Below are 20656 nucleotides of genomic sequence, written 5' to 3'. Positions count from 1 at the left end.
AAACGATCAGACGAGCTCGGTGACGGTGCCGCCGGCGGCGGTGATCTTCTCCTTGGCGGAGCCGGAGACGGCGTCGACCGTCACCTGCAGCGCCACGGAGACCTCACCCTGGCCGAGGACCTTGACGAGGCTGTTCTTGCGAACGGCACCCTTGGCGACGAGACCCTCGACGGTGACCTCGCCACCCTCCGGGTACAGCGCGGCCAGCTTGTCGAGGTTCACGACCTGGTACTCGGTCTTGAACGGGTTCTTGAAGCCCTTCAGCTTCGGGAGGCGCATGTGGAGCGGCATCTGGCCACCCTCGAAGCGCTCCGGAACCTGGTAACGGGCCTTCGTACCCTTGGTACCACGACCAGCCGTCTTACCCTTCGACGCCTCACCACGACCGACACGGGTCTTGGCGGTCTTGGCGCCCGGGGCCGGACGGAGGTTGTGGATCTTGAGCGGGTTCTGCTCCGCCATGATCAGTCGACCTCCTCGACCGTCACGAGGTGGCGGACGGTGTGCACCATGCCGCGGAACTCGGGGCGGTCCTCCTTGACGACCTGCGTGTTGATGCCCTTGAGACCAAGGGAGCGCAGGGTGTCACGGTGGTTCTGCTTGCTGCCGATGTAGGACTTGACCTGCGTAATCTTGAGCTGCGCCATGATTACGCACCCGCCCCGGCACGCGCACGGAGCAGAGCCGCGGGGGCGACGTCCTCGAGGGGCAGACCGCGGCGGGCCGCGATCTCCTCGGGACGCTGCAGGCCCTTCAGGGCCTCCACGGTCGCGTGCACGATGTTGATCGCGTTGTCGGAGCCGAGCGACTTCGACAGCACGTCGTGGATACCGGCGCACTCCAGGACGGCACGCACGGGACCACCGGCGATAACACCGGTACCCGGCGAGGCCGGCTTGAGGAGAACGACGCCGGCAGCCTTCTCACCCTGGATCGGGTGCGGGATGGTGCCCTGGATACGCGGGACCTTGAAGAAGTGCTTCTTGGCCTCCTCAACGCCCTTGGCGATGGCGGCCGGCACCTCCTTGGCCTTGCCGTAACCGACACCCACGGTGCCGTCACCGTCGCCCACCACGACCAGCGCGGTGAAGCTGAAGCGACGACCACCCTTCACAACCTTGGCGACGCGGTTGATCGCGACGACGCGCTCAACGTACGCGGTCTTCTCGGCGGCAGCAGCGCCGCCGTCACGGCCCTTCCGGTCCCGCCGCTCGCCGCCACCGGCACCGCTGCCGCGGCGCTGGGGTCCAGCCATTGGATTACCTCTCTCTTTCCGCTAGCTACAAGCGGCTCAGAACTTGAGCCCGGCCTCGCGGGCGGCGTCCGCCAGGGCGGCGATGCGCCCGGCGTACTGGTTGCCACCACGGTCGAACACCACGGCCTCGACACCGGCGGCCTTGGCACGCTCGGCGACCAGGGCGCCGACCTGCTTGGCCTGCGCGGACTTGTCGCCCTCGCCACCACGGACCGACGCGTCCAGCGTGGACGCGGAGGCCAGGGTGTGGCCCTTCAGGTCGTCGATCACCTGCGCCACGATGTGGCGGTTGGAGCGGGTCACGACCAGACGGGGACGCTCCGCCGTACCGGCGATCCGCTTGCGGATCCGGATGTGACGGCGCTTGATCGCGGCGCGCTTGTAGGCGTCGCCCTTGAGGATCTTCTGCCCGTATGCCATGGCTTACTTACCCGCCTTTCCGACCTTGCGGCGGATGACTTCGCCCTCGTACTTGACGCCCTTGGCCTTGTACGGGTCGGGCTTGCGCAGCTTGCGGATGTTGGCCGCGACCTCGCCGACCTTCTGCTTGTCGATGCCCTCGACCGAGAAACGGGTCGGAGCCTCGACCTTGAAGGTGATGCCCTCGGGGGCCTCGACCAGGATCGGGTGGCTGTAACCGAGCGCGAACTCGAGGTTCGAGCCCTTGGCGGTCACGCGGTAACCGACACCGCTGATTTCGAGCTTCTTCACGTAACCCTGGGTCACGCCGGTGATCATGTTCGCCACCAGCGTGCGGGACAGGCCGTGCAGGGCCTTGCTCTGACGCTCGTCGTTGGGGCGGGTCACCGCGAGAGTGCCGTCCTCGCCCTTGGCGATGTCGATCGGAGCCACGATGGTGTGGGTCAGCTCGCCCTTGGGGCCCTTGACCTTCACCGTGCGGCCGTCGATGGTGACGTCCACGCCGGCGGGAACCGCGATGGGGAGCTTGCCGATGCGCGACATAGCTGTTTCCTCCGTTCCCTTCTGCTACCAGACGTAGGCGAGGACTTCTCCGCCTACGCCCTTCTTGCCGGCCTGCTTGTCGGTGAGGAGCCCGTGCGACGTGGAGATGATCGCCACGCCCAGGCCGCCGAGCACCTTCGGCAGGTTGGTGGACTTCGCGTACACCCGGAGACCGGGCTTGGAGATGCGCTTGATGCCCGCGATGGAGCGCTCACGGTTGGGACCGAACTTCAGGTCCAGGACGAGGTTCTTGCCGACCTCGGCGTCCTCGACCTTCCAGCCCGTGATGAAGCCCTCCTGCTGGAGGATCTCCGCGATGTGAGACTTGATCTTGGACGCCGGCATCGTCACGGAGTCGTGGTATGCCGAGTTCGCGTTCCGCAGACGCGTAAGCATGTCTGCGATCGGATCAGTCATGGTCATGAATTGGCCTTCGGCCTCTCTCGCCGGGGTTTCCAGGTGCCCATCCCTCTCCTCGATCCGAGACGAGGCGGGTGCGGTGCGGTGGACCTACGGCGTAGTAAGTCGTAAAGGCGACCGTCAGGCGCCCAACCCTCCAAGCCTAAGCCATGAAGGGGCGGACGCCTGACACGCCCATTGCTTACCGAGAGCTTCAGGAATCCCTAAAAGTCGGGATTACCAGGAGCTCTTGGTCACGCCCGGCAGCTCGCCACGGTGAGCCATCTCACGAAGGCACACGCGGCACAGGCCGAACTTGCGGTACACGGAGTGCGGACGGCCGCAGCGCTGGCAGCGCGTGTAGCCACGCACACCGAACTTGGGCTTGCGGGCGGCCTTGGCAATCAGAGCCTTCTTCGCCATCTCGCTCACGCCTCCTTGAACGGGAAGCCGAGGTGACGAAGGAGCGCGCGGCCCTCAGCGTCGTTGGTCGCCGTGGTCACCACGGTGATGTCCATACCCCGGGTACGGTCGATCTTGTCCTGGTCGATCTCGTGGAACATGACCTGCTCCGTGAGACCGAAGGTGTAGTTGCCACGGCCGTCGAACTGCTTGGGGGACAGACCACGGAAGTCGCGGATGCGCGGCAGCGCGAGCGACAGGGTGCGGTCCAGGAACTCCCACATGCGGTCGCCACGGAGCGTGACGTGGGCACCGATCGGCTGACCCTCACGCAGCTTGAACTGCGCGATGGACTTGCGGGCCTTGGTGACGGCCGGCTTCTGACCGGTGATGGTGGTCAGGTCGCGGATCGCGCCCTCGATCAGCTTCGAGTCACGGGCGGCGTCGCCGACACCCATGTTGACCACGATCTTGACGAGGCCGGGGATCTGCATGACGTTCTCGTACTTGAACTCGTCACGCAGCTTGCCCGCGATCTCCTCGCGGTACTTCAGCTTCAGACGCGGAGCAGTGGTGGTAGCCATCAGATGTCCTCACCCGTCCGCTTGGCAACGCGGATCTTGTTGCCTTCGTCGTCGAAGCGGTAACCGACACGCGTGACGACCTTGTTGCCGTCCTTCTCAACGACCAGCTGGACGTTGGAGACGTGGATCGGCGCCTCGGTGGTGACGATGCCGCCGGCCTGCGAACCGCGAGCGGTCGGACCGGCCTTGGTGTGCTTCTTGACCCGGTTGACACCCTCGACCAGGACACGCTCGTCGCGCGGGTAAGCGGCAATGACCTTGCCCTGCTTGCCCTTGTCCTTACCGGTGATGACCTGGACCAGGTCGCCCTTCTTGATCTTCATGCTTACAGCACCTCCGGCGCGAGCGAGATGATCTTCATGAACTTCTTCTCGCGCAGCTCACGGCCGACCGGGCCGAAGATGCGGGTGCCGCGAGGGTCGCCGTCGTTCTTCAGAATGACGGCGGCGTTCTCGTCGAAGCGGATGTACGAGCCGTCCGGACGGCGGCGCTCCTTGACGGTGCGAACGATGACCGCCTTGACGACGTCACCCTTCTTCACGTTGCCACCGGGGATCGCGTCCTTGACGGTGGCGACGATGACGTCACCGATGCCCGCGTAGCGGCGACCGGAGCCACCGAGCACACGGATGCAAAGGATCTCCTTCGCACCAGTGTTGTCGGCGACGCGCAGTCGCGACTCCTGCTGGATCACGTCTATCTCCTGTTTGTCTGCCGGTTCCCGGCAGGGGCCTCAGTGACGAGGGCCCCTGCCGAGCCTGGCGGAACTGTCCTGCGAGGGATGCCCCGCAGGAGACTTACTTGGCCTTCTCGAGGATCTCGACGACGCGCCAGCGCTTCGTCGCGGACAGCGGCCGGGTCTCCATGAGGAGGACACGGTCGCCGACGCCCGCGGCGTTCTGCTCGTCGTGCGCCTTGAGCTTGTTCGTACGGCGGATGACCTTGCCGTACAGGGCGTGCTTGACGCGGTCCTCGACGGCGACGACGACGGTCTTGTCCATCTTGTCGCTGACGACGAGACCCTCACGGGTCTTGCGGAAGCTGTCGCGCGCCTCGGTCTTCTCAGTCACATTGCTCTCGCTCATCAGGCGTTCTCCACCGTTTCGATGCCCAGCTCACGCTCGCGCATCAGGGTGTAGATCCGCGCGATGTCCTTGCGGACCGCCTTCAGACGGCCGTGGTTCTCGAGCTGACCCGTGGCCGCCTGGAAGCGGAGGTTGAACAGCTCTTCCTTGGCCTCGCGGAGCTTGCCCAGAAGCTCCTCGTTGCCCAGCTCGCGCAGCTCGGACGCCTTGGTACCGGCCGACATCACGCTTCACCTGCCTCGCGCTTGACGATCCGGCACTTCATCGGCAGCTTGTGGGCTGCGCGAGTCAGGGCCTCACGGGCGATCTTCTCGTTGGGGTAGGACAGCTCGAACATGACCCGGCCCGGGTGCACGTTCGCGATCCACCACTCCGGAGAACCCTTACCGGAACCCATGCGGGTCTCGGCGGGCTTCTTCGTGAGCGGGCGGTCCGGGTAGATGTTGATCCAGACCTTGCCGCCACGCTTGATGTGGCGGGTCATCGCGATACGGGCCGCCTCGATCTGGCGGTTGGTCACGTACGCCGGCGTGAGGGCCTGAATGCCGTACTCGCCGAACGCGACCGTCGTACCGCCCTTGGCCTCACCGCGACGCTTCGGGTGGTGCTGCTTGCGGTGCTTGACCCTACGGGGGATCAGCATGTCGGTCAGGCCTCCGTTCCGGTGCTCTCAGCAGCCGGAGCGGCGGCGGCCTCGGCCTGGGGGGCCTCGGCAGCGGGAGCCTGCTGCGGCTTGCGACCGCGCCGCTCGCCACCACGGCCACCACGGGCCGGGCGGTCACCAGCGCCACCACCACGGGCCGGGCGGTTGCCGGCGCGGGCAGCGGCGTTCTCGGCGCGGACCTCGGCGATGTTCTTGACGTCGCCCTTGTAGATCCAGACCTTCACACCGATACGGCCGAAGGTCGTCTTGGCCTCGAAGAAGCCGTAGTCCACGTTCGCGCGGAGCGTGTGCAGGGGCACGCGGCCCTCGCGGTAGAACTCCGAGCGGGACATCTCGGCGCCGCCGAGGCGGCCGCCGCACTGGATCTTGATGCCCTTGGCGCCGGCCTTCATCGCCGACTGCATGCTCTTGCGCATGGCACGGCGGAAGGAGACGCGGGAGGAGAGCTGCTCGGCAACGGCCTGGGCAACCAGCTGAGCGTCCGTCTCGGGGTTCTTGACCTCGAGGATGTTCAGCTGGACCTGCTTGCCCGTGAGCTTCTCGAGGTCGCCGCGGATGCGGTCGGCCTCGGCGCCACGGCGGCCGATGACGATGCCCGGACGCGCGGTGTGGATGTCCACGCGGACGCGGTCACGGGTGCGCTCGATCTCGACCTTGGAGATGCCGGCGCGCTCCATGCCGGACGTCATCATCCGACGGATGGCGACGTCTTCCTTGACGTAGTCCTTGTACAGCTTGTCGGCGTACCACCGGGACTTGAAGTCCGTGGTGACACCGAGCCGGAACCCATGCGGGTTAACCTTCTGGCCCATTACCGGGTTCCTTCCTTGCTGCTGACGACCACGGTGATGTGGCTGGTCCGCTTGCGGATCCGGTAGGCACGGCCCTGGGCGCGCGGCCGGAACCGCTTCAGGGTCGGGCCCTCGTCGACGTAGGCCTCGGAGATGAAGAGGCTGTCGGCGTCGGTGTGGTCGTAGTTGTGCGCGGCGTTGGCGATGGCGCTGTCGAGCACCTTGCCGACCGGCACGGAGGCTGCCTGCGGAGCGAATCGCAGAACAGCCTGAGCCTCCGTGGCATCCATGCCACGGATAAGGTCCACCACGCGGCGGGCCTTCATGGGCGTAACGCGGATGTACCGCGCCTGGGCCCTGGCTTCCATGGTTGTCCCTCTCAGTTACTTACGTGTCTGAATGCGATCCGCTACTAGCGGCGCTTCGACTTCCGGTCTTCCTTGACGTGACCCCGGAAGGTGCGCGTCGGCGAGAACTCGCCGAGCTTGTGGCCGACCATCGACTCGGTGACGAACACCGGGATGTGGGTCTTGCCGTTGTGCACCGCGAGCGTGTGCCCCAGCATGGCCGGGACGATCATGGAGCGACGGGACCAGGTCTTGATGACGTTCTTGGTGCCGGCTTCGTTCTGGGCGTCCACCTTCTTGATCAGGTGGTCGTCGACGAAGGGCCCCTTCTTCAGGCTACGAGGCATCTCAACCCGTCCTTAGCGCTTCTTGTTCGTCTTGCGGCGGCGGACGATGTACTTGTTCGACGCCTTCTTGGGCGAACGAGTACGGCCTTCCTTCTTGCCCCACGGGGACACGGGGTGACGGCCACCGGAGGTCCGGCCCTCACCACCACCGTGCGGGTGGTCGACCGGGTTCATCACGACACCACGGACGGTCGGGCGGACGCCCAGCCACCGCTTGCGGCCGGCCTTGCCCCAGTTGATGTTCGACTGCTCGGCGTTGCCGACCTCACCGACGGTGGCGCGGCAGCGCGCGTCCACCATGCGGATCTCGCCGGACGGCATACGGAGGGTCGCCATGGCGCCCTCACGGGCGAGCAGCTGCACCGAGGCACCCGCGGAACGGGCGAACTTGGCGCCACCACCGGGACGGAGCTCGATCGCGTGGACCGTGGTACCGACCGGGATGTTGCGGAGGGCCAGGTTGTTGCCCGGCTTGATGTCGGCCCCGGGACCGTTCTCCACGGTGTCGCCCTGCTGCAGGTTGCGCGGGGCGAGGATGTAGCGCTTCTCGCCGTCCGCGTAGTGCAGCAGCGCGATGCGCGCGGTGCGGTTGGGGTCGTACTCGATGTGCGCGACCTTCGCCGGCACGCCGTCCTTGTCGTGACGACGGAAGTCGATCACTCGGTAGGCGCGCTTGTGTCCGCCACCCTGGTGGCGAACGGTCACACGACCGGCGTTGTTACGGCCGCCCTTGCTGTGCAGGGGGCGGACCAGCGACTTCTCCGGCGTGGACCGCGTGACCTCGACGAAGTCGGCGACGCTGGCGCCACGACGGCCCGGCGTAGTCGGCTTGTACTTGCGGATTCCCATTTCTCAGTCCTCGTCCGATATCGGACGATCCGACCCGCTTACGCGGTCGGACCGCCGAAGATGTCGATACGGTCGCCCTCAGCGAGGGTCACGATCGCGCGCTTGGAGCCCGCGCGCTGACCGAAACCGGTCTTGGTGCGCTTGCGCTTGCCCTGGCGGTTGAGGGTGTTGACCCCGGTGACCTTGACCGAGAAGACCGCCTGGACGGCCTGCTTGATCTGGGTCTTGTTGGCGCCCGGGGCGACGACGAACGTGTACTTGTTCTCGTCCAGGAGCGCGTAGCTCTTCTCCGAGACGACCGGCTTCAGCAGCACGTCACGGGGGTCCGTGTACGACTTGCTGAGCGGCGTCTCGACGGTGTTCTTGCCCTCGGCCTCGTGGCGGCGCGCCTTGGCGACGCGCGCGGCCTTGGCCGCCTTGGCGGCCTTCGAGGCGATGCTCGGGTGACGGATAGCCATCAGACCTCGGTCCCTTCGGTGTCGTTGGCCTTCGGGCCGGCGACGAAGGACTCGAGAGCGGCCTGGGTGAAGACCACGTCGTCCGAGACGATCACGTCGTACGTGTTCAGCTGGCCCGGCTCCAGGATGTGGACCTGGGGCAGGTTGCGGGCGGAGAGCCACGCGGCCTCGTCGGCGCGGTCGACGACCAGGAGCAGGTTCTTGCGCTCCGAGATCTTGCCGAACAGCGACTTGGCGGCCTTGGTGCTGGGGGTCTCGCCCTCGACCACGCCGGTGACGACGTGGATGCGGTTGTGACGCGCCCGGTCGGTGAGGGCGTGACGCAGAGCGGCAGCCTTCATCTTCTTGGGGGTGCGCTGCGAGTAGTCACGCGGCTGCGGGCCGTGGACGACGCCACCGCCGGCGAACTGCGGCGCGCGGGTCGAGCCCTGACGGGCGCGGCCGGTGCCCTTCTGGCGGTAAGGCTTCTTGCCACCACCACGGACCTCGCCACGGGTCTTCGTCTTGTGCGTGCCCTGGCGGGCGGCCGCGTTCTGCGCGACGACGACCTGGTGGATCAGCGGGATGCTGACCTTCTCCACGCCGAAGATCTCCGCGGGGAGCTCGACGCTACCGGTCTTCTCGCCGGCAGGCGAAAGGATGTCAACAGTGCTCATCGGTTACCTCAGGCCCCCTTGGCCGCGGTGCGGACCAGGACGAGGCCGCCGTTCGGACCGGGAACCGCGCCCTTGATGAGCAGCAGACCCTTCTCCGCGTCAACGGCGTGGACGGTCAGGTTCTGGGTGGTGACACGCTCGTTGCCCATGCGACCCGCCATGCGGAGGCCCTTGAACACGCGGCCCGGGGTGGCGCAGCCACCGATGGAACCGGGCGAGCGGTGCTTGCGCTGGGTGCCGTGACCGGCGCCGAGGCCCTTGAAGTTGTGACGCTTCATGACACCGGCGAAGCCCTTGCCCTTGCTCTTGCCGGTGACGTCGACCTTCACGCCGGCCTCGAAGACCTCGGCGGTGACTTCCTGACCGAGGGTGTACTCGGAGGCGTCGGCCGTACGGATCTCGACGAGGTGACGGCGGGGGGTGACGTCGGCCTTGGCGAAGTGGCCCTTGAGGGGCTTGTTCACCTTGCGCGGGTCGATCTCGCCGAAGGCGATCTGGACCGACTCGTAGCCGTCGACGTCGTTGGTACGGACCTGGGTGACGACGTTGGGGCCGGCCTTGACGACGGTGACCGGAACAACACGGTTGTTCTCGTCCCACACCTGCGTCATGCCGAGCTTCTCGCCCAGGATGCCCTTGATCTGCTTAGCCATTCTCAGATCACCGGCCTCAGAGCTTGATCTCGATGTCGACACCGGCCGGGAGGTCGAGTCGCATCAGAGAGTCAACGGTCTTGGGGGTCGGGTCGAGGATGTCGATCAGGCGCTTGTGGGTGCGCATCTCGAAGTGCTCGCGCGAGTCCTTGTACTTGTGCGGCGACTTGATGACGCAGTACACGTTCTTCTCAGTGGGCAGCGGCACCGGGCCCGCGACCGACGCACCAGTGCGGGTCACCGTCTCGACGATCTTCTTCGCCGAGGAGTCGATGACCTCGTGGTCGTAGGCCTTGAGCCGGATGCGGATCTTCTGTCCCGCCATGGCTACTCAGTAGTCCTTCTCTGCACGCTCTGGAACCCGGTGACTGCTTCTCTTCTCCGACCCACGCGGTCGGGCGTGTCGCGCTCCCGCTGACACAGATGCCCCTTGTTCGAACATCCCTGCGGGGAATGCACACGGCCCTTCCGGAACCGCAAGCCGGGGGCGGAAGGCCCACCGGGTGCCTGGCCGGTGCCGCACCGCACTTCCCGAAAGATTCCCGTACGTCCGCCCCAGTGCTGCCGTAGTGGCAGTTAGGACGACGAGTACTGTGGGACTCGCTTCCGGTCCTCCCGGCGGGAGGCGCGCAGCATCAACACTCGACCGAGCAACTCGGACAGTCTGCCATAGAGGGCGGGGGGCTGGCCAATCGGGCCGGGGAGCATACCCCCGGAGTGACGCAGGTCAAACCGGGACCCTCCGCAGCGACGTTCCCGGGGGCCTCGGCCGGTCCCGGCCGCACCGTAATCCGCTCGCCCGCCGCCACCCCGCACCCCTACGCTGAACAGGGACGACAGCTGTCACGGGGGACGTTCACCATGCGCACGCACTATCCGCGGACCCGGCATCTGCCCTGGTCGCCCGGCGCGACCTCCGACGATCTCCGGGTCACCGACCTGTCCGGCCTGCGCGGCCGCGAGGTCGTCGTGACCGAGAAGCTCGACGGCGAGAACACCACCCTTTACGCCGACGGCCTGCACGCCCGTTCGCCGGACTCGGCCCATCATCCCTCCCGCGCCTGGGTCAAGGCACTCCAGGCCCGGATCGGCCACGCCCTCCCGGACGGGTGGCGGGTGTGCGGGGAGAACATGTTCGCCCGGCACTCGATCGCGTACGACGACCTGGAGAGCTACTTCTACGGCTTCTCGGTCTGGGACGCGGAGGGACGCTGCCTGGACTGGGACCGGACGGTGGTCTTCCTGCGCGGGCTCGGCGTTCCCGTTCCCCGGGTGCTGTGGCGAGGCGTGTTCCACGAGCGCGCGCTGCGCGCTCTGCGGCTGGATCCCGGGCGTCAGGAGGGCTACGTCGTCCGGGTCGCGGACGGGTTCGACGCGCGGGAGTTCGGGGACCGCGTGGCCAAGTGGGTGCGGGCGGGACACGTGCGGACGGACACGCACTGGATGCACGCGGCCGTCGTCGAGAACGGGCTCGGGGCCGGGGCGGCCCTGTGGGCGGTGCGGTCGGGAGCGGCCGTCGACGTGCGGGCGCTGGAGGAGGCCGTGGGGCTGCCCGGCGAGGGCGACGCACGGGCCGTCGGCCGCTTCGATCCGGCGGGGCGGTCCGGGGACGACCTGCTGGCCGGCGTCCTGGCCGCGCTGCTGCACGGGGTGCGGCGGGGGCGGCTGGCGGCGCGGCTCGCCACGGTGGCGGGCATACCGCTCGCCCGCCGGGTCGCCGACCTCGTGGGGCTGCACCCGGCGCTGCACCGGCCGTATCCGGACGAGGACCGGCGGGCCGGTCTGGTACGCCTGTCGTACGCCGCCGACCTGGGTCTGCTGCATGCGGTGGCCCGGGCCACCGCGCGCACGGACGCGGCGCGCGAGCAGGTGGAGTGGTCGGCGCTGCACGCCGAGGACGTGCGGAGCCTCGGGCTGCGGGAGGCGTTCGCCGGGCTGCCGGCCGACGCGGCCGCCCGGTGCCGGGCCGAAGCCCGGGAGGCGTACGCGCTGGGGCGGATCGGCAGTGCCGACGAGGCCGTCGCCGCGACCTGGCGGTGGCGGTCCGGCGCGTTCCCGAAGCTGGTCCAGACGGTCGGCCCGGCCGGCAGCGGCAAGAGCACCTTCGCACGGGGGCTCCCGGGCGTGGAGGCGTACGTCTCCCTGGACGACCTGCGCGAGGCGCGCGGCTCACGCGCCGACCAGCGGGCCAACGGCGAGGTCCTCCGCGAGGGGCTCGGCCGGCTGGACCGGGCCCTGGCCGGCGGCGGGACCGCGGTGTGGGACGCCACGTCCCTCACCAAGCAGCAGCGCTCGCTCGTGCACGGGATCGCCCACCGCCACGACGCCCTGATCACGCACGCCGTGGTCCTGGTCGACGAGGACGAGCTGGTACGGCGCAACGCCCGCCGCGAGCACCCGGTGCCGCCCGACGTGCTCACCGGCCAGCTGCGGCGGTTCGTCCCGCCGTACCCCGGCGACGCCCATCGCACCTGGTACATCGGGGCGGGCGGGACCGTCGAGGAAGAGGTCTGACGCGTGCGTACGAGCGAGGAGATCTACCACCGGGTGCGCTGGGACGCGCGTTTCGACCCGGCGCGCTTCGTGCTGGGCGTCCTCCAGCGCGGTGCCGCGCCCAAGCGTGTTCCGCTGCCCGCGTTCGTGCCCGGGGGCGAGATCCCCTGGCACCGGGTCCTGTTCATCGAGGCCGACGGCGAGGTGGTGTGGGACCGGGCCACGGGGGCGGACCGGATCGACGCGACGGAGGCAGGGCGGGTCCGGGAGGCCCGGCTGCTCAGGGCGCCGTTCTTCACGGCACGTACGCCGTACGCGTGGGACGGCGCGGACTGGGGGGCCGTGCCCTCGCGGCGGGGGGACACGTCCGGGGGTGTGCGGGCGTCCGGGGGTGTGCGGGCGTCCGGGGGTGTGCGGGTACTGACCTGGAACACGCTCTGGGACCGGTACGACGGCGACCGCATCGACACCGCGAGGCGCAGACCTCTCCTGTCGCGGGCCCTGCGCGAAGCGGACGTGGACGTGATCGCGTTGCAGGAGGTCGAGGCCGAACTTTTCGCCCTCCTGCTGGGCGAGGAGTGGGTGCGGGCGGGCTGGACCCTGGGCACGGACCCGCGCGGGCGGGACGTCGACACGTGCGGCCTGCTGCTCCTGAGCCGGCTCCCCGTCATCGAGGCCGCGCACCACGAACTGGGCCCGCACAAGGCGGTGACCGCCCTCGTCGTGGAGGCGGCCGGGCGGCCCGTGGTCATCGCGGCGACCCATCTGAGCAGCGACCACTCGGAGAACGGCGCCGACCGGCGCACGGCGGAGCTCACCCGCATCGCCGAGGGCCTGGCGGGCGTAGACGCCGAGTTGCTCCTGATGGGCGACTTCAACGACGGCGGCTCCACACCGCAGGTGACGCTGGGCCTGCGGGACGCGTGGAGCGAGGTGCACGGCGCCGACGACACCACCCCGACCTTCGACCCGGGCGGCAATCCGCTGGCCGCGATCTCCTCGCTGACGGGCCGGGCCTCGCGGCTGGACCGGCTGCTGCTGCGTGGGGAGGGGCTGCGGGTACGGCGCGCCGAACTGTGCGGTGACGTGCCGTCGGCGGAGGGGACGTTCATCTCCGATCACTACGGTGTGCTGGCCGAGCTCGCGGTGGGCGCTCGGGAGACGGACGCCCCGGAGTCCCTTGCCGAACGACCGACGCCCCGCACGGCGCTGGCGTGGCTCCCGCCCGAGGAGCTGTGGGCCCCGCTCCAGGAGATCCGCCGGGACCACGACCCGCAGATCCACCGCTGGCCCCCGCATGTGAACCTGCTCTTCGGATTCGTACCGGAACACGCCTTCGAGCGGGCGGCGGCGGTGCTCGCGACGGCCGCGACCGCTCCCTTCGACGCCCGGCTGGAGGGGGTGCAGTGGTTCGGCCACCGGGACGACGCGACCGTCTGGCTCGACCCCGCCGCCGCGGGTGAGGAGCCCTGGGCCGACCTGCACCGCACGCTCCTGCGCCACTTCCCCCGCTGCGGCGGCCGCCACCCGGGGTTCACCCCTCACCTCAGCCTGGGCCGCACCACCGACCCGAACGCCCTGGCCGACGCCTGCGCGGCCCGGCTCGCCCCGATGCCGGTCAGGGTCGGCGAGCTGACACTGCTCTCGCGGCGCGGGGACGAGCCGATGCGGGTGCGGGCCACGGTGACGCTGGGGACGGGCGAGGTGCGGTGGGCGCAGGAGGCCGCGCGGGGCGGGGCGGAGGACGAGGACACGGTGGCGCGGGTGGCCGAGGAGACCACCCGCCGCATCGAGGACGCGTTCCCCGAGGCCGTCGTACACGTCGTCGGCTCCCGGCGGATGGGCTGCGCGCTGCCCGGTGCGGACCTGGACCTGGTGGCGGTGCTGCCCGGCACGGTCGGGCTCCCCGCCATAAGGGCACGGTGGGCGGCGGCTCTCCCCGAGGCGACGGACGTGCGCGAGGTGGTCGGGGCCCGCGTACCCGGTCTGCGGTTGCGGATCGACGGGCTGGACGTGGACCTGGTCGTGGTCACCACAGGTTCGACGGACCCCGCGGAGGCGGTTTCACGCCGGACCGAGCTGGGCGAGGAGGCCGCGATCGCGCTCAGCGCGGTGAGCGACGCCGACGCGGTGCTGGCCTCGGTGGGCGGGCGCGGGCCTGCCTTCGCCCGGCTGGCCACGCAGGTCAAGGCGTGGGCGAAGGCCCGGGGCCTGGACTCGGCGCCGTTCGGAGGCCTGCCGGGCCTGGCCTGGTCCGTCCTGGCCGCCCGCACCACGGCCGAGGCCGGCGACCTCGCGCCGGGCGATCTCCTACGGCACTTCTTCGCGACCTGGGCGGCCTGGGACTGGCGGGAACCGGTGGGCCGGACACCCGATCCGACCCAGCCCCTCCTCCCCCTCACCGTCACGACCCCCTCCGCCCCCGTACGCCCCTGCACCGACCAGGTGACGGCGGGCATGCGTGACCTGGTGGCCCAAGAGCTGTTCCGCGCTTGGGAGTTGCTGGAAGGAACCGCGGACCCCTGTCCCCGGGCCGAACTCCTCGCCCCGCCCCCGCTCCACCGCCGCCACGCGGCCTGGGCGGTCCTGACCGTGGGCCGGGACGCGGACGAGGGCCGGGTGCGGGGCAGGATGCGAGCCCTCCTCAGCGACCTCTCCACGTCGGTCCCCGACTGCCACGCCTGGCCCCGCCCCTTCACCACGAACCCGGTCCGCTACGCCATCGGTCTGGGCTCCGCCCCGCCGGGCGCCGGCCAGCTCGCGGCTCTCGCGGAGCGCCGACTGCGCGGTCTGACCGGAGTCACACTGACGCGGGCCGAGGGGGGCGGGGTACCGACCCTGCGCTGACGCTCGGCGTCGGACAGGGCGCGATCAGAATCCCCAGGGGTCGGGGTGAGGCTTGGCCGCGGGGTCCTCGGACCAGGTCAGACGAGCCTCGATCTGGTCCCCCGTGAGGTCGAGCAGCCGGTCGACGGCCCAGCCGTTCCACTGGACGGCACGGGGGAACTGCAGCAGGCGGAACGCAGGCAGCCGGGTCGGCAGGGCCTCGGGACGGTACACGGGCTTCTTGATCTCGCCGTTCCGCTTCGGCTTGGACGACCTGCGCTGATCGAGGCAGTCGACCACCTGATCGACGAGGTACAGGACGTAGTCGTCGCCCTTGCCGTTGCGGATCTCGACGGGTACCAGGTTCCCGGCCGACAGCAGTTCGTCCCCGAACCCCTCGGCCAGACGGCGGCTGAGCACGGGCGCTCCGGGACTGCCGCTGGGGAACTCACTCCTGGGAGTGCCGTCGTCGTCCAGCCATTCGGCACGCAGCCAGGTGGGTCGCTCCTCTTCGCCGCCCAGACGCTGCCAGCGCATGAGCCGGCTCTGGTCCGTCCCGTCCAGACGCAGCGTCTCGTAGTCGCTCAGGCTCGGCAGAAGCCGGTAGACCGCCGGGCCCCGTCGGGACATGCCAGACATCGCGTCACCATCCATACAAGCCAGAGGACCGGCCGATCGGGAGCGCTGCGTGTGCCGGGATCACAACCCCCACGGATCGGGGTGTGGAGCGGCCGAGGGCTCCGGTGACCACAGCAGGCGGGCCTCCAGATGGTCTCCGAGGATCTCGCCCAGCAGATCACGCATCCAGCCGGTCCAGCACACCGCGACAGGGAACTGCGGAACCCGGAACGCCGGCAACTCGGCAGGCACCGCCTCCGGACGGAAGACCATCTTCCTCATCTCCCCGGTGGCCTTCTTCGGCCGGTCCGACCTGCGAGTGTCCACGCAGTCCACGAGAGGCTCCACCACGTACAGGGCGTACTCGTCCGGGTCGGGGCCCGGTGTACGGACGGGGACCAGCCGCCCGGCCTGCTCCAGCCGCTCCTGCCCGACCCGGTCGACGAGACGCCGGCTCAGGATCGGCGCACCCGGATAGTCGGAGGCGAACTCGGCCTTGCGCGCCTTGGGGTCACCGGTCCACTCGGCCTCGAACACGTCCGGCAGAGCGACCTGCGGTCCCTGGAACTGCCGGCGCTTGAGATCGATCAGCGCATCTCCCAGGCGCAGCGTCCGCAGGTTCCGCTTGCCGGCCAGGAGGCGGTACACCGCGGAGGGGGCCGAGGGGTCCGATACGGAGGTCGGGTCAGAGGTCATGGAGTCATCCTTATGCCGTCCAGTAGGCGGTACTCGGCACGGCGTGCGTGACACCGGCGAGTTCGCCCTCGATCTGCTTTCCGACGCTCCGCAGTTCCCGGCGCAGAACGGTACGGATGGCCCGGTCCCCGTATCCGCGTGCGACACGGTCGGCCACCACGTTGTGGAGATGGGCGTCGAGACGGCCCAGGAACCGGTCGGTGTGGGTGAAGTTGTGCGGGCGGGGGTGGCCGAGGGCGATGCCGTTGGCCGCGTCGTTGACGTCGACCTTGTACTTCGACAGGAGGGCCCGCATGCGAGGACCGCCCGAGCGGTTGAAGCCGGAGGGGACGATGTGGGCCGCCGCCTGACCCGGGTTGACGAGCCGGCCCTCCCTGACCATGTTCTCCCGCAGGAGCTGGGAGCACGATTTCAGTCCCAGGTAGTCCACCCAGGTCAGCGGGTTGAGCACGTACCCGTGCGGCCGTGGGCCGGCTTCCGTGCCCAGCGGATCGGGGCTGATGTACACCCCGGTGGCCGGGTCGTAGTGCCTGAAGCAGTTGTAATGGAGCCCCGTCTCGATGTCCTCGTACTGGCCGGGGAACCTCAGGGGGGTACCAGTACCCGCGGCAGCTTCAGTACGGGTCAGCCCCCAGAGGGTGGTCTGTGCCCGCCACGCGGTTTCCCCGCTGTGGTCCACCAGCTCGGTCGGGGTGCCGACCACGTCGGTGACGACCGCATAGAAACGCCGGTCGACCTCGTCTTGGGAAAGCGCGTCCGACCTGCGGCGTTCCAACTGGGTCAGGGGCGTCATGTCGTCGCGCTCCCAGGTGAGCGTCATCTCGTCATCCGGCGTCCGGGTGGTCTGTTCCACCAGGTGCGGACCGTCCCACACGAAGCGGGTCTCCTCCACGGGGGTCTCCCCGTCCGGTCCCAGCCGCTGTTTCGCGACCCGTCGGCCGAGCGCGTCGTAGTGGTAGCGCCAGCGGGTGCCGTCCGGTGTGGTACAGGAGACGAGCCGGTCCTCGGCGTCCCACTCGTAATGCCACACGTCGGGCTTCCGGGACAGCCGACTCCTGCGCCGCAGGACGACTCTGCCCGCGGCGTCGTACTCGTAGCGGAGGGCACCTGCCCGGACGACACGGCCGCCGGCGTGAACCCGGTCGCCACGGGCCTCCGGTTCGGGCTGCCTGTCCGGCCAGTCGGCGCGTGTGATGCCGCCGACCACGTCGTACGCGTACGCCTCGGTCCAGGTTTCGGCCCGGACCGAGGTGACCCGGCCCATCGGGTCCAGGCCGAAGGACCTCCGGCCGAGGAACCGGTCCTGCACAGCGGTGAGGTTCCCGTCGGCCGCGTATGCGTAGGACCGGTGCAGCGCCGGCTCGGCGGATCCGGGGCGCGTCAGGCTCTGCTCAGCGAGACGGTCGCCCGTGTTCCAGATGGAGGTGAGCACGCAGCCACTGTCGAGCCGACGCGTGATCTCGCGGCCCGTGGCGTCGTATGCGCAGGTCAGGACATGGCCCTCGGTGCTCAGGGCGACCCGGTTGCCTGCCGCGTCGTAGGAGTACGTCGTCACGACGCCGGCTGGTGTGGTACGCCGCACGGGACGCTGGAGAACGTCGTACGCCGTCGTGAGTTCATGGCCGTCCACGGCCTCGCTGACGATGTTGCCCGCGGGGTCGTAGCGCAGTGTGAGAGTGCTGACCGGTCCGATGGCGCCGGTGAGCCGCCCGGCGCCGTCGTGCCGGTAGACGGTGGCCAGGCCGTCCACCCTCTTCTCGGTCTGGTTGCCCACCGAGTCGTAGCCGAACCGGACGGTCTGGCCCATGGCGTTGGTCCGACCGACGAGTTGTCCCGCCGCGTCGTACGCGTAGCCGACGGTACGACTGTCGAAGTCGGACTCGCTCAGGAGGTTGCCGGCCGCGTCGAAGGTGTAGCCCCAGGTGCGGCCGTCAGGGTTGATGACCTGGGTGAGGCGCAGTTCGCTGTCGTAGCGGAAGGCGTATCGCGAACCGTCCGGCGTGATGCGCGCCGAGAGCATGTCGAACGCGCCGTACTCGAACCGGGTGGTCCGGCCCAGCGCGTCACTGTGGGCGGTGCGGTTGCCCTCCGCGTCGTAACTCCAGGCCTCGCGGGCCCCGTCCTGGGTGGTCCGTGAGGTGAGGCGGCCTTCGACGGTCCAGGTCTGGTGGGTCGTCCTGCCCAGCGGGTCGACGATCTCCGTGTTGTGTCCGAGGGCGTCGTAGCGCAGCAGGGTCCGAGCACCCAGCGGATCGGTCACGCGTACGGGTTGGCCTGCCGCGTTGTTCTCGAACCGGGTCACCGCTCCCAGGGCGTCCGTCATCGAGGCCACTGCCCCCGTCCGGTCGCGCGTGAAGCGGGTGGTCCCTCCGCCGGCTTCCGTCAGGGACAAGCAGTTGCCCCGCGCATCCCACTCCTGGTGGATCGCCGTGCCGTCGTAGTCCGTGATTTCGACGGGCAGGCCCAGGTCGTCGTACCGGGCTGTGGAGGCGCGCCCGTCGGGCAGCCGGACGGCGACGAGACGTCCGGCGTGGTCCCAGTCCATGGTCATCGTGCGTCCCAGAGCGTCCGTGCGGGACAGCAGCTGGTCGCGCTCGCTCCACTCGTGGCGGACGGTGTGGCCGAGCGGGTTGGTCTCGGCGATCATCTGGTAGACGTCGTTGAACTGGTACCGCGTGACGTTTCCGAGCGAGTCGACGGCGACCGTCCGGTGTGACTCCTCGTCGTACTCGAAGGTGTAGTCGAGGATTCCGTCGATGCCGCGTACGGACACGCACCGCCCGGCGGAGTCGTACGCGTACCGGTACCACGCTCCGTTGCGGTCCTCCCAGCCCGTGACCCTGTGGTCGGCGTCGTAGGCGATTTTCAGGGGAAGTTCACCCGAGTCGTGGGCCTCGACGAGGTCCCCGTTCCGGTCGTAGCCGTAACGGGCGAGGCTCGGCCGGTCGGGGTGGCTGGCGAGCGTCAGGTCAGTGATCCGTCCCTCCTCGCAGGTTACGTCGATGCGGTAACCGCCGTGATGGAAGATCTCGTTGGGCAGCCCGTCCGCGTACCGCAGCGTGATCGTGTTGCCGTTGCGGTCGCTGATCCCAGACAGCGGCACCTCGTCGGCGGCTGTGCCGGGCTGCGACCGAAAGGTGAGGATATGGCCGCTCTCGCGCTGCTCCAGCGTGAACACGCCGCCCGCCGCCTCGTCCACGCTCAGTGGCCAGTGCGGACCCGCGACCGGAAGGACGGGGACGTCGGGATCGGGCATCGGGTAGTGCAGAACCATGCCGTCGGCGCAGACGAGGCGTACACCGGCGGCGTCGAGCAGCAACCGTTGGTCGAGCGTGCTGGTCCAGGCGGAGCCGAAGAGCCTGCCCGTCGCCACCCCCGTACGATGGCTGCGCTCCAGGAGCAACGGCAGGGCCCCGTCGAGGGACACATCGGTCTCGTGCATGACCATCTGTCCCGTGGCCATGTCGATCGGGTCACCGCAGGTGAAGAGCTTCTTCATCGGCCTGCCGAGCTCACGGACGTTCCTGCCGAGCCCCTTCACCCCCAGCGCCATGCCCTTGAGCCCGGTCTTCCCGAAGGTCCGGAGCCCCTTGGCGATTTTGCCCAGGCTCGTGATGCCCTTGCCGCCGGGTATGCAGTCCAGCGCGGCGAACGCCACATCCCACAGCGACGCTTGGCCCTTTGAGTACTTGTAGAGCGTGTCCGCGAGCACGACGAGCGCGGCCACCAGCACGATCGCGCCGAGGATGGGCCCGCCGATGATCATCGCGATGATCCCGACGACCGCGACGACGACCTTGCAGACGGTGACGATGGTGTCCCAGTTGTCCTCGAACCAGTGCCCGACGTCCTGCCACCAGTGCCGGTTCGGGATACCGGCATCCGAGGCCTCGTCGATCTTCCGCTTCGCCTCCCCGGCCGCGTCGTCGCGCATCTTCCGCGCGTCCTCGGCCATCTTCTTCGCCGCGTCGAGGGCACTCTGCGCGCTGGTGACGTCCGACTGGGCCTGGGTGTGGGCGGACTTGGCGCTCTGCACGTCCCGGGTGGCCGCCCGCACCTTACCCTCGTCCGGCTTGTCCGCGGTGGACTTGCTGCCGGTGGGGTCGTCCTTGTACTTGTCCGCTTCCTTCGTCGCCCGCGTCACCCAGGAATCGGCGGAGGAGAGCCGGGACTTGGCCGAGGACAGGTCCGACTGCGCCTCCTTCGCCTTGGCCAGAGCCTTGTCGGCAAGCGCCTGCGCCCGCTCCAGCTTCGGCCAGTAGTCCGCGAGGGCGTCCCCGCACATCTCGTAGGACTTCTTCAGCTTCTTCAGGTTCTTCGGAACGTCCTTGAACTGCTCCTTGAACACCTCCGCCGACTTGCCCGCCCACTGCAGGAGGGTGTCCTCACCGGCCATGCCCTTGACCAGACGCAGGGCATCGGAGACGTCGTCGGCGAAGTCGTGCAGCTGCGCGGCGAGGGTACGGACGCGCTGCGGATCGCCGGGGGTCGGGTCCCTGTCCAGGTCGAGTGGATGCCAGTCCGCCGGTCGGTACCCCGCCATGATCCCGCAACCCCCGTCGCGTACGCC

At 69.3% G+C, this 20656-nt stretch carries 26 protein-coding genes; 2 read left to right on the top strand and 24 right to left on the bottom strand.

Translation table 11 applies throughout. From position 1 onward, the window contains the following. Window positions 1–6 precede the first annotated feature (6 nt). The 21 genes from rplO to rpsJ all read right to left on the bottom strand — a co-directional run bounded on the left by rplO (window position 7) and on the right by rpsJ (window position 9778). Entirely contained in the window at window positions 7–462 is a 456-nt protein-coding gene (rplO, locus tag ACZ4UV_RS15695; protein ID WP_030745257.1) for a 50S ribosomal protein L15, read from the bottom strand. A 2-nt stretch (window positions 463–464) separates the two neighbouring features. Then, window positions 465–647, bottom strand: coding sequence for a 50S ribosomal protein L30 (gene rpmD, locus ACZ4UV_RS15690; protein ID WP_003974250.1), 183 nt, complete (start codon window positions 645–647; stop codon window positions 465–467). A 2-nt stretch (window positions 648–649) separates the two neighbouring features. After that, entirely contained in the window at window positions 650–1255 is a 606-nt protein-coding gene (gene rpsE, locus ACZ4UV_RS15685; RefSeq protein ID WP_019753099.1) for a 30S ribosomal protein S5, read from the bottom strand. 36 nt (window positions 1256–1291) lie between these two features. Beyond that, window positions 1292–1675 carry a 50S ribosomal protein L18 gene (gene rplR / locus ACZ4UV_RS15680; protein WP_030860987.1) on the bottom strand — a complete coding sequence of 128 codons (384 nt, stop codon included), beginning with the start codon at window positions 1673–1675 and terminating at the stop codon, window positions 1292–1294. Between the two features lie 3 nt (window positions 1676–1678). Continuing rightward, on the bottom strand, window positions 1679–2218 hold the full coding sequence (rplF, locus tag ACZ4UV_RS15675; protein WP_093499637.1) for a 50S ribosomal protein L6: 540 nt from the start codon (window positions 2216–2218) through the stop codon (window positions 1679–1681). A 24-nt stretch (window positions 2219–2242) separates the two neighbouring features. Then, window positions 2243–2641 carry a 30S ribosomal protein S8 gene (gene rpsH, locus ACZ4UV_RS15670; protein WP_030420829.1) on the bottom strand — a complete coding sequence of 133 codons (399 nt, stop codon included), beginning with the start codon at window positions 2639–2641 and terminating at the stop codon, window positions 2243–2245. A 213-nt stretch (window positions 2642–2854) separates the two neighbouring features. Further along, window positions 2855–3040: a type Z 30S ribosomal protein S14 gene (locus ACZ4UV_RS15665; protein WP_003948630.1), complete on the bottom strand. Its 186-nt coding sequence runs from the start codon at window positions 3038–3040 to the stop codon at window positions 2855–2857. A 5-nt stretch (window positions 3041–3045) separates the two neighbouring features. Continuing rightward, window positions 3046–3603: a 50S ribosomal protein L5 gene (gene rplE, locus ACZ4UV_RS15660; protein WP_093499638.1), complete on the bottom strand. Its 558-nt coding sequence runs from the start codon at window positions 3601–3603 to the stop codon at window positions 3046–3048. Beyond that, on the bottom strand, window positions 3603–3926 hold the full coding sequence (gene rplX / locus ACZ4UV_RS15655) for a 50S ribosomal protein L24 (protein ID WP_053674523.1): 324 nt from the start codon (window positions 3924–3926) through the stop codon (window positions 3603–3605). The genes rplE and rplX overlap by 1 nt, the downstream gene beginning before the upstream one ends. A 2-nt stretch (window positions 3927–3928) precedes the next feature. Next, window positions 3929–4297, bottom strand: a complete 369-nt coding sequence (gene rplN, locus ACZ4UV_RS15650; protein ID WP_003998823.1) for a 50S ribosomal protein L14 — start codon at window positions 4295–4297, stop codon at window positions 3929–3931. Between the two features lie 103 nt (window positions 4298–4400). After that, the gene (gene rpsQ, locus ACZ4UV_RS15645; protein ID WP_093499639.1) at window positions 4401–4688 is read right to left on the bottom strand and encodes a 30S ribosomal protein S17; all 288 of its coding nucleotides are present in this window, start codon (window positions 4686–4688) and stop codon (window positions 4401–4403) included. Next, complete coding sequence (rpmC, locus tag ACZ4UV_RS15640; RefSeq protein WP_018564811.1) at window positions 4688–4912, bottom strand: 50S ribosomal protein L29; 225 nt, start codon at window positions 4910–4912, stop codon at window positions 4688–4690. The genes rpsQ and rpmC overlap by 1 nt, the downstream gene beginning before the upstream one ends. Next, window positions 4912–5331, bottom strand: coding sequence for a 50S ribosomal protein L16 (gene rplP / locus ACZ4UV_RS15635; RefSeq protein WP_030788270.1), 420 nt, complete (start codon window positions 5329–5331; stop codon window positions 4912–4914). Before rplP ends, rpmC begins: the two co-directional genes overlap by 1 nt. A 5-nt stretch (window positions 5332–5336) precedes the next feature. Then, complete coding sequence (gene rpsC, locus ACZ4UV_RS15630; protein ID WP_093499641.1) at window positions 5337–6164, bottom strand: 30S ribosomal protein S3; 828 nt, start codon at window positions 6162–6164, stop codon at window positions 5337–5339. Then, a complete protein-coding gene (rplV, locus tag ACZ4UV_RS15625; protein ID WP_003974262.1) occupies window positions 6164–6511 on the bottom strand; it encodes a 50S ribosomal protein L22 in 348 nt (115 codons plus the stop codon). The genes rpsC and rplV overlap by 1 nt, the downstream gene beginning before the upstream one ends. A gap of 44 nt (window positions 6512–6555) precedes the next feature. Continuing rightward, window positions 6556–6837, bottom strand: a complete 282-nt coding sequence (gene rpsS, locus ACZ4UV_RS15620; protein ID WP_023547380.1) for a 30S ribosomal protein S19 — start codon at window positions 6835–6837, stop codon at window positions 6556–6558. Window positions 6838–6849: 12 nt separating this feature from the next. Further along, a complete protein-coding gene (gene rplB, locus ACZ4UV_RS15615; RefSeq protein ID WP_093499642.1) occupies window positions 6850–7686 on the bottom strand; it encodes a 50S ribosomal protein L2 in 837 nt (278 codons plus the stop codon). Between the two features lie 38 nt (window positions 7687–7724). Continuing rightward, window positions 7725–8144, bottom strand: a complete 420-nt coding sequence (rplW, locus tag ACZ4UV_RS15610) for a 50S ribosomal protein L23 (protein WP_390043439.1) — start codon at window positions 8142–8144, stop codon at window positions 7725–7727. Continuing rightward, window positions 8144–8800 (bottom strand): 50S ribosomal protein L4, encoded by a 657-nt coding sequence (gene rplD / locus ACZ4UV_RS15605; RefSeq protein WP_390043438.1) that lies wholly within the window; start codon window positions 8798–8800, stop codon window positions 8144–8146. Before rplD ends, rplW begins: the two co-directional genes overlap by 1 nt. Window positions 8801–8808: 8 nt before the next feature. Then, window positions 8809–9453 carry a 50S ribosomal protein L3 gene (rplC, locus tag ACZ4UV_RS15600; protein ID WP_062706771.1) on the bottom strand — a complete coding sequence of 215 codons (645 nt, stop codon included), beginning with the start codon at window positions 9451–9453 and terminating at the stop codon, window positions 8809–8811. 16 nt (window positions 9454–9469) lie between these two features. Further along, window positions 9470–9778, bottom strand: a complete 309-nt coding sequence (rpsJ, locus tag ACZ4UV_RS15595; protein WP_003948644.1) for a 30S ribosomal protein S10 — start codon at window positions 9776–9778, stop codon at window positions 9470–9472. 536 nt (window positions 9779–10314) lie between these two features. On the opposite strand from rpsJ, the gene ACZ4UV_RS15590 reads away from it, so the two are divergent. After that, window positions 10315–11967 carry an RNA ligase family protein gene (locus tag ACZ4UV_RS15590; protein WP_467838352.1) on the top strand — a complete coding sequence of 551 codons (1653 nt, stop codon included), beginning with the start codon at window positions 10315–10317 and terminating at the stop codon, window positions 11965–11967. A gap of 3 nt (window positions 11968–11970) precedes the next feature. After that, window positions 11971–14793, top strand: coding sequence for a poly(A) polymerase (locus ACZ4UV_RS15585; protein WP_467838349.1), 2823 nt, complete (start codon window positions 11971–11973; stop codon window positions 14791–14793). Between the two features lie 24 nt (window positions 14794–14817). Here ACZ4UV_RS15585 and ACZ4UV_RS15580 read toward each other — a convergent pair whose 3' ends face one another. Genes ACZ4UV_RS15580 through ACZ4UV_RS15570 form a run of 3 tightly spaced genes read right to left on the bottom strand, consistent with a single transcriptional unit; the run spans window position 14818 to window position 20629 of the window. After that, entirely contained in the window at window positions 14818–15411 is a 594-nt protein-coding gene (locus tag ACZ4UV_RS15580; protein WP_450470859.1) for a hypothetical protein, read from the bottom strand. 60 nt (window positions 15412–15471) lie between these two features. Then, window positions 15472–16086, bottom strand: coding sequence for a hypothetical protein (locus ACZ4UV_RS15575; protein ID WP_467838346.1), 615 nt, complete (start codon window positions 16084–16086; stop codon window positions 15472–15474). A gap of 10 nt (window positions 16087–16096) precedes the next feature. Continuing rightward, window positions 16097–20629, bottom strand: coding sequence for a DUF6531 domain-containing protein (locus ACZ4UV_RS15570; protein ID WP_467838343.1), 4533 nt, complete (start codon window positions 20627–20629; stop codon window positions 16097–16099). Window positions 20630–20656 lie beyond the last annotated feature (27 nt).

It is taken from the genome of Streptomyces sp. NPDC028289 (genome assembly GCF_055565975.1).
Note: the sequence above shows the minus strand (reverse complement) of the source record. Positions and strands in the feature narration are given on the sequence as shown.

Coding starts and splice junctions, on each gene's coding strand:
- rplB (WP_093499642.1), bottom strand. CDS start 7,686: ATGGGAATCCGCAAGTACAAGCCGACTACGCCGGGCCGTCGTGGCGCC.
- rpsE (WP_019753099.1), bottom strand. CDS start 1,255: ATGGCTGGACCCCAGCGCCGCGGCAGCGGTGCCGGTGGCGGCGAGCGG.
- rplP (WP_030788270.1), bottom strand. CDS start 5,331: ATGCTGATCCCCCGTAGGGTCAAGCACCGCAAGCAGCACCACCCGAAG.
- rpsH (WP_030420829.1), bottom strand. CDS start 2,641: ATGACCATGACTGATCCGATCGCAGACATGCTTACGCGTCTGCGGAAC.
- rplW (WP_390043439.1), bottom strand. CDS start 8,144: ATGGCTATCCGTCACCCGAGCATCGCCTCGAAGGCCGCCAAGGCGGCC.
- ACZ4UV_RS15580 (WP_450470859.1), bottom strand. CDS start 15,411: ATGTCTGGCATGTCCCGACGGGGCCCGGCGGTCTACCGGCTTCTGCCG.
- rpsC (WP_093499641.1), bottom strand. CDS start 6,164: ATGGGCCAGAAGGTTAACCCGCATGGGTTCCGGCTCGGTGTCACCACG.
- ACZ4UV_RS15590 (WP_467838352.1), top strand. CDS start 10,315: ATGCGCACGCACTATCCGCGGACCCGGCATCTGCCCTGGTCGCCCGGC.
- rplX (WP_053674523.1), bottom strand. CDS start 3,926: ATGAAGATCAAGAAGGGCGACCTGGTCCAGGTCATCACCGGTAAGGAC.
- rplV (WP_003974262.1), bottom strand. CDS start 6,511: ATGGAAGCCAGGGCCCAGGCGCGGTACATCCGCGTTACGCCCATGAAG.
- rplE (WP_093499638.1), bottom strand. CDS start 3,603: ATGGCTACCACCACTGCTCCGCGTCTGAAGCTGAAGTACCGCGAGGAG.
- rpmC (WP_018564811.1), bottom strand. CDS start 4,912: ATGTCGGCCGGTACCAAGGCGTCCGAGCTGCGCGAGCTGGGCAACGAG.
- ACZ4UV_RS15575 (WP_467838346.1), bottom strand. CDS start 16,086: ATGACCTCTGACCCGACCTCCGTATCGGACCCCTCGGCCCCCTCCGCG.
- rplC (WP_062706771.1), bottom strand. CDS start 9,453: ATGGCTAAGCAGATCAAGGGCATCCTGGGCGAGAAGCTCGGCATGACG.
- rplR (WP_030860987.1), bottom strand. CDS start 1,675: ATGGCATACGGGCAGAAGATCCTCAAGGGCGACGCCTACAAGCGCGCC.
- rpsS (WP_023547380.1), bottom strand. CDS start 6,837: ATGCCTCGTAGCCTGAAGAAGGGGCCCTTCGTCGACGACCACCTGATC.
- rpsQ (WP_093499639.1), bottom strand. CDS start 4,688: ATGAGCGAGAGCAATGTGACTGAGAAGACCGAGGCGCGCGACAGCTTC.
- ACZ4UV_RS15665 (WP_003948630.1), bottom strand. CDS start 3,040: ATGGCGAAGAAGGCTCTGATTGCCAAGGCCGCCCGCAAGCCCAAGTTC.
- rpsJ (WP_003948644.1), bottom strand. CDS start 9,778: ATGGCGGGACAGAAGATCCGCATCCGGCTCAAGGCCTACGACCACGAG.
- rplO (WP_030745257.1), bottom strand. CDS start 462: ATGGCGGAGCAGAACCCGCTCAAGATCCACAACCTCCGTCCGGCCCCG.
- ACZ4UV_RS15570 (WP_467838343.1), bottom strand. CDS start 20,629: ATGGCGGGGTACCGACCGGCGGACTGGCATCCACTCGACCTGGACAGG.
- rplD (WP_390043438.1), bottom strand. CDS start 8,800: ATGAGCACTGTTGACATCCTTTCGCCTGCCGGCGAGAAGACCGGTAGC.
- rplF (WP_093499637.1), bottom strand. CDS start 2,218: ATGTCGCGCATCGGCAAGCTCCCCATCGCGGTTCCCGCCGGCGTGGAC.
- rpmD (WP_003974250.1), bottom strand. CDS start 647: ATGGCGCAGCTCAAGATTACGCAGGTCAAGTCCTACATCGGCAGCAAG.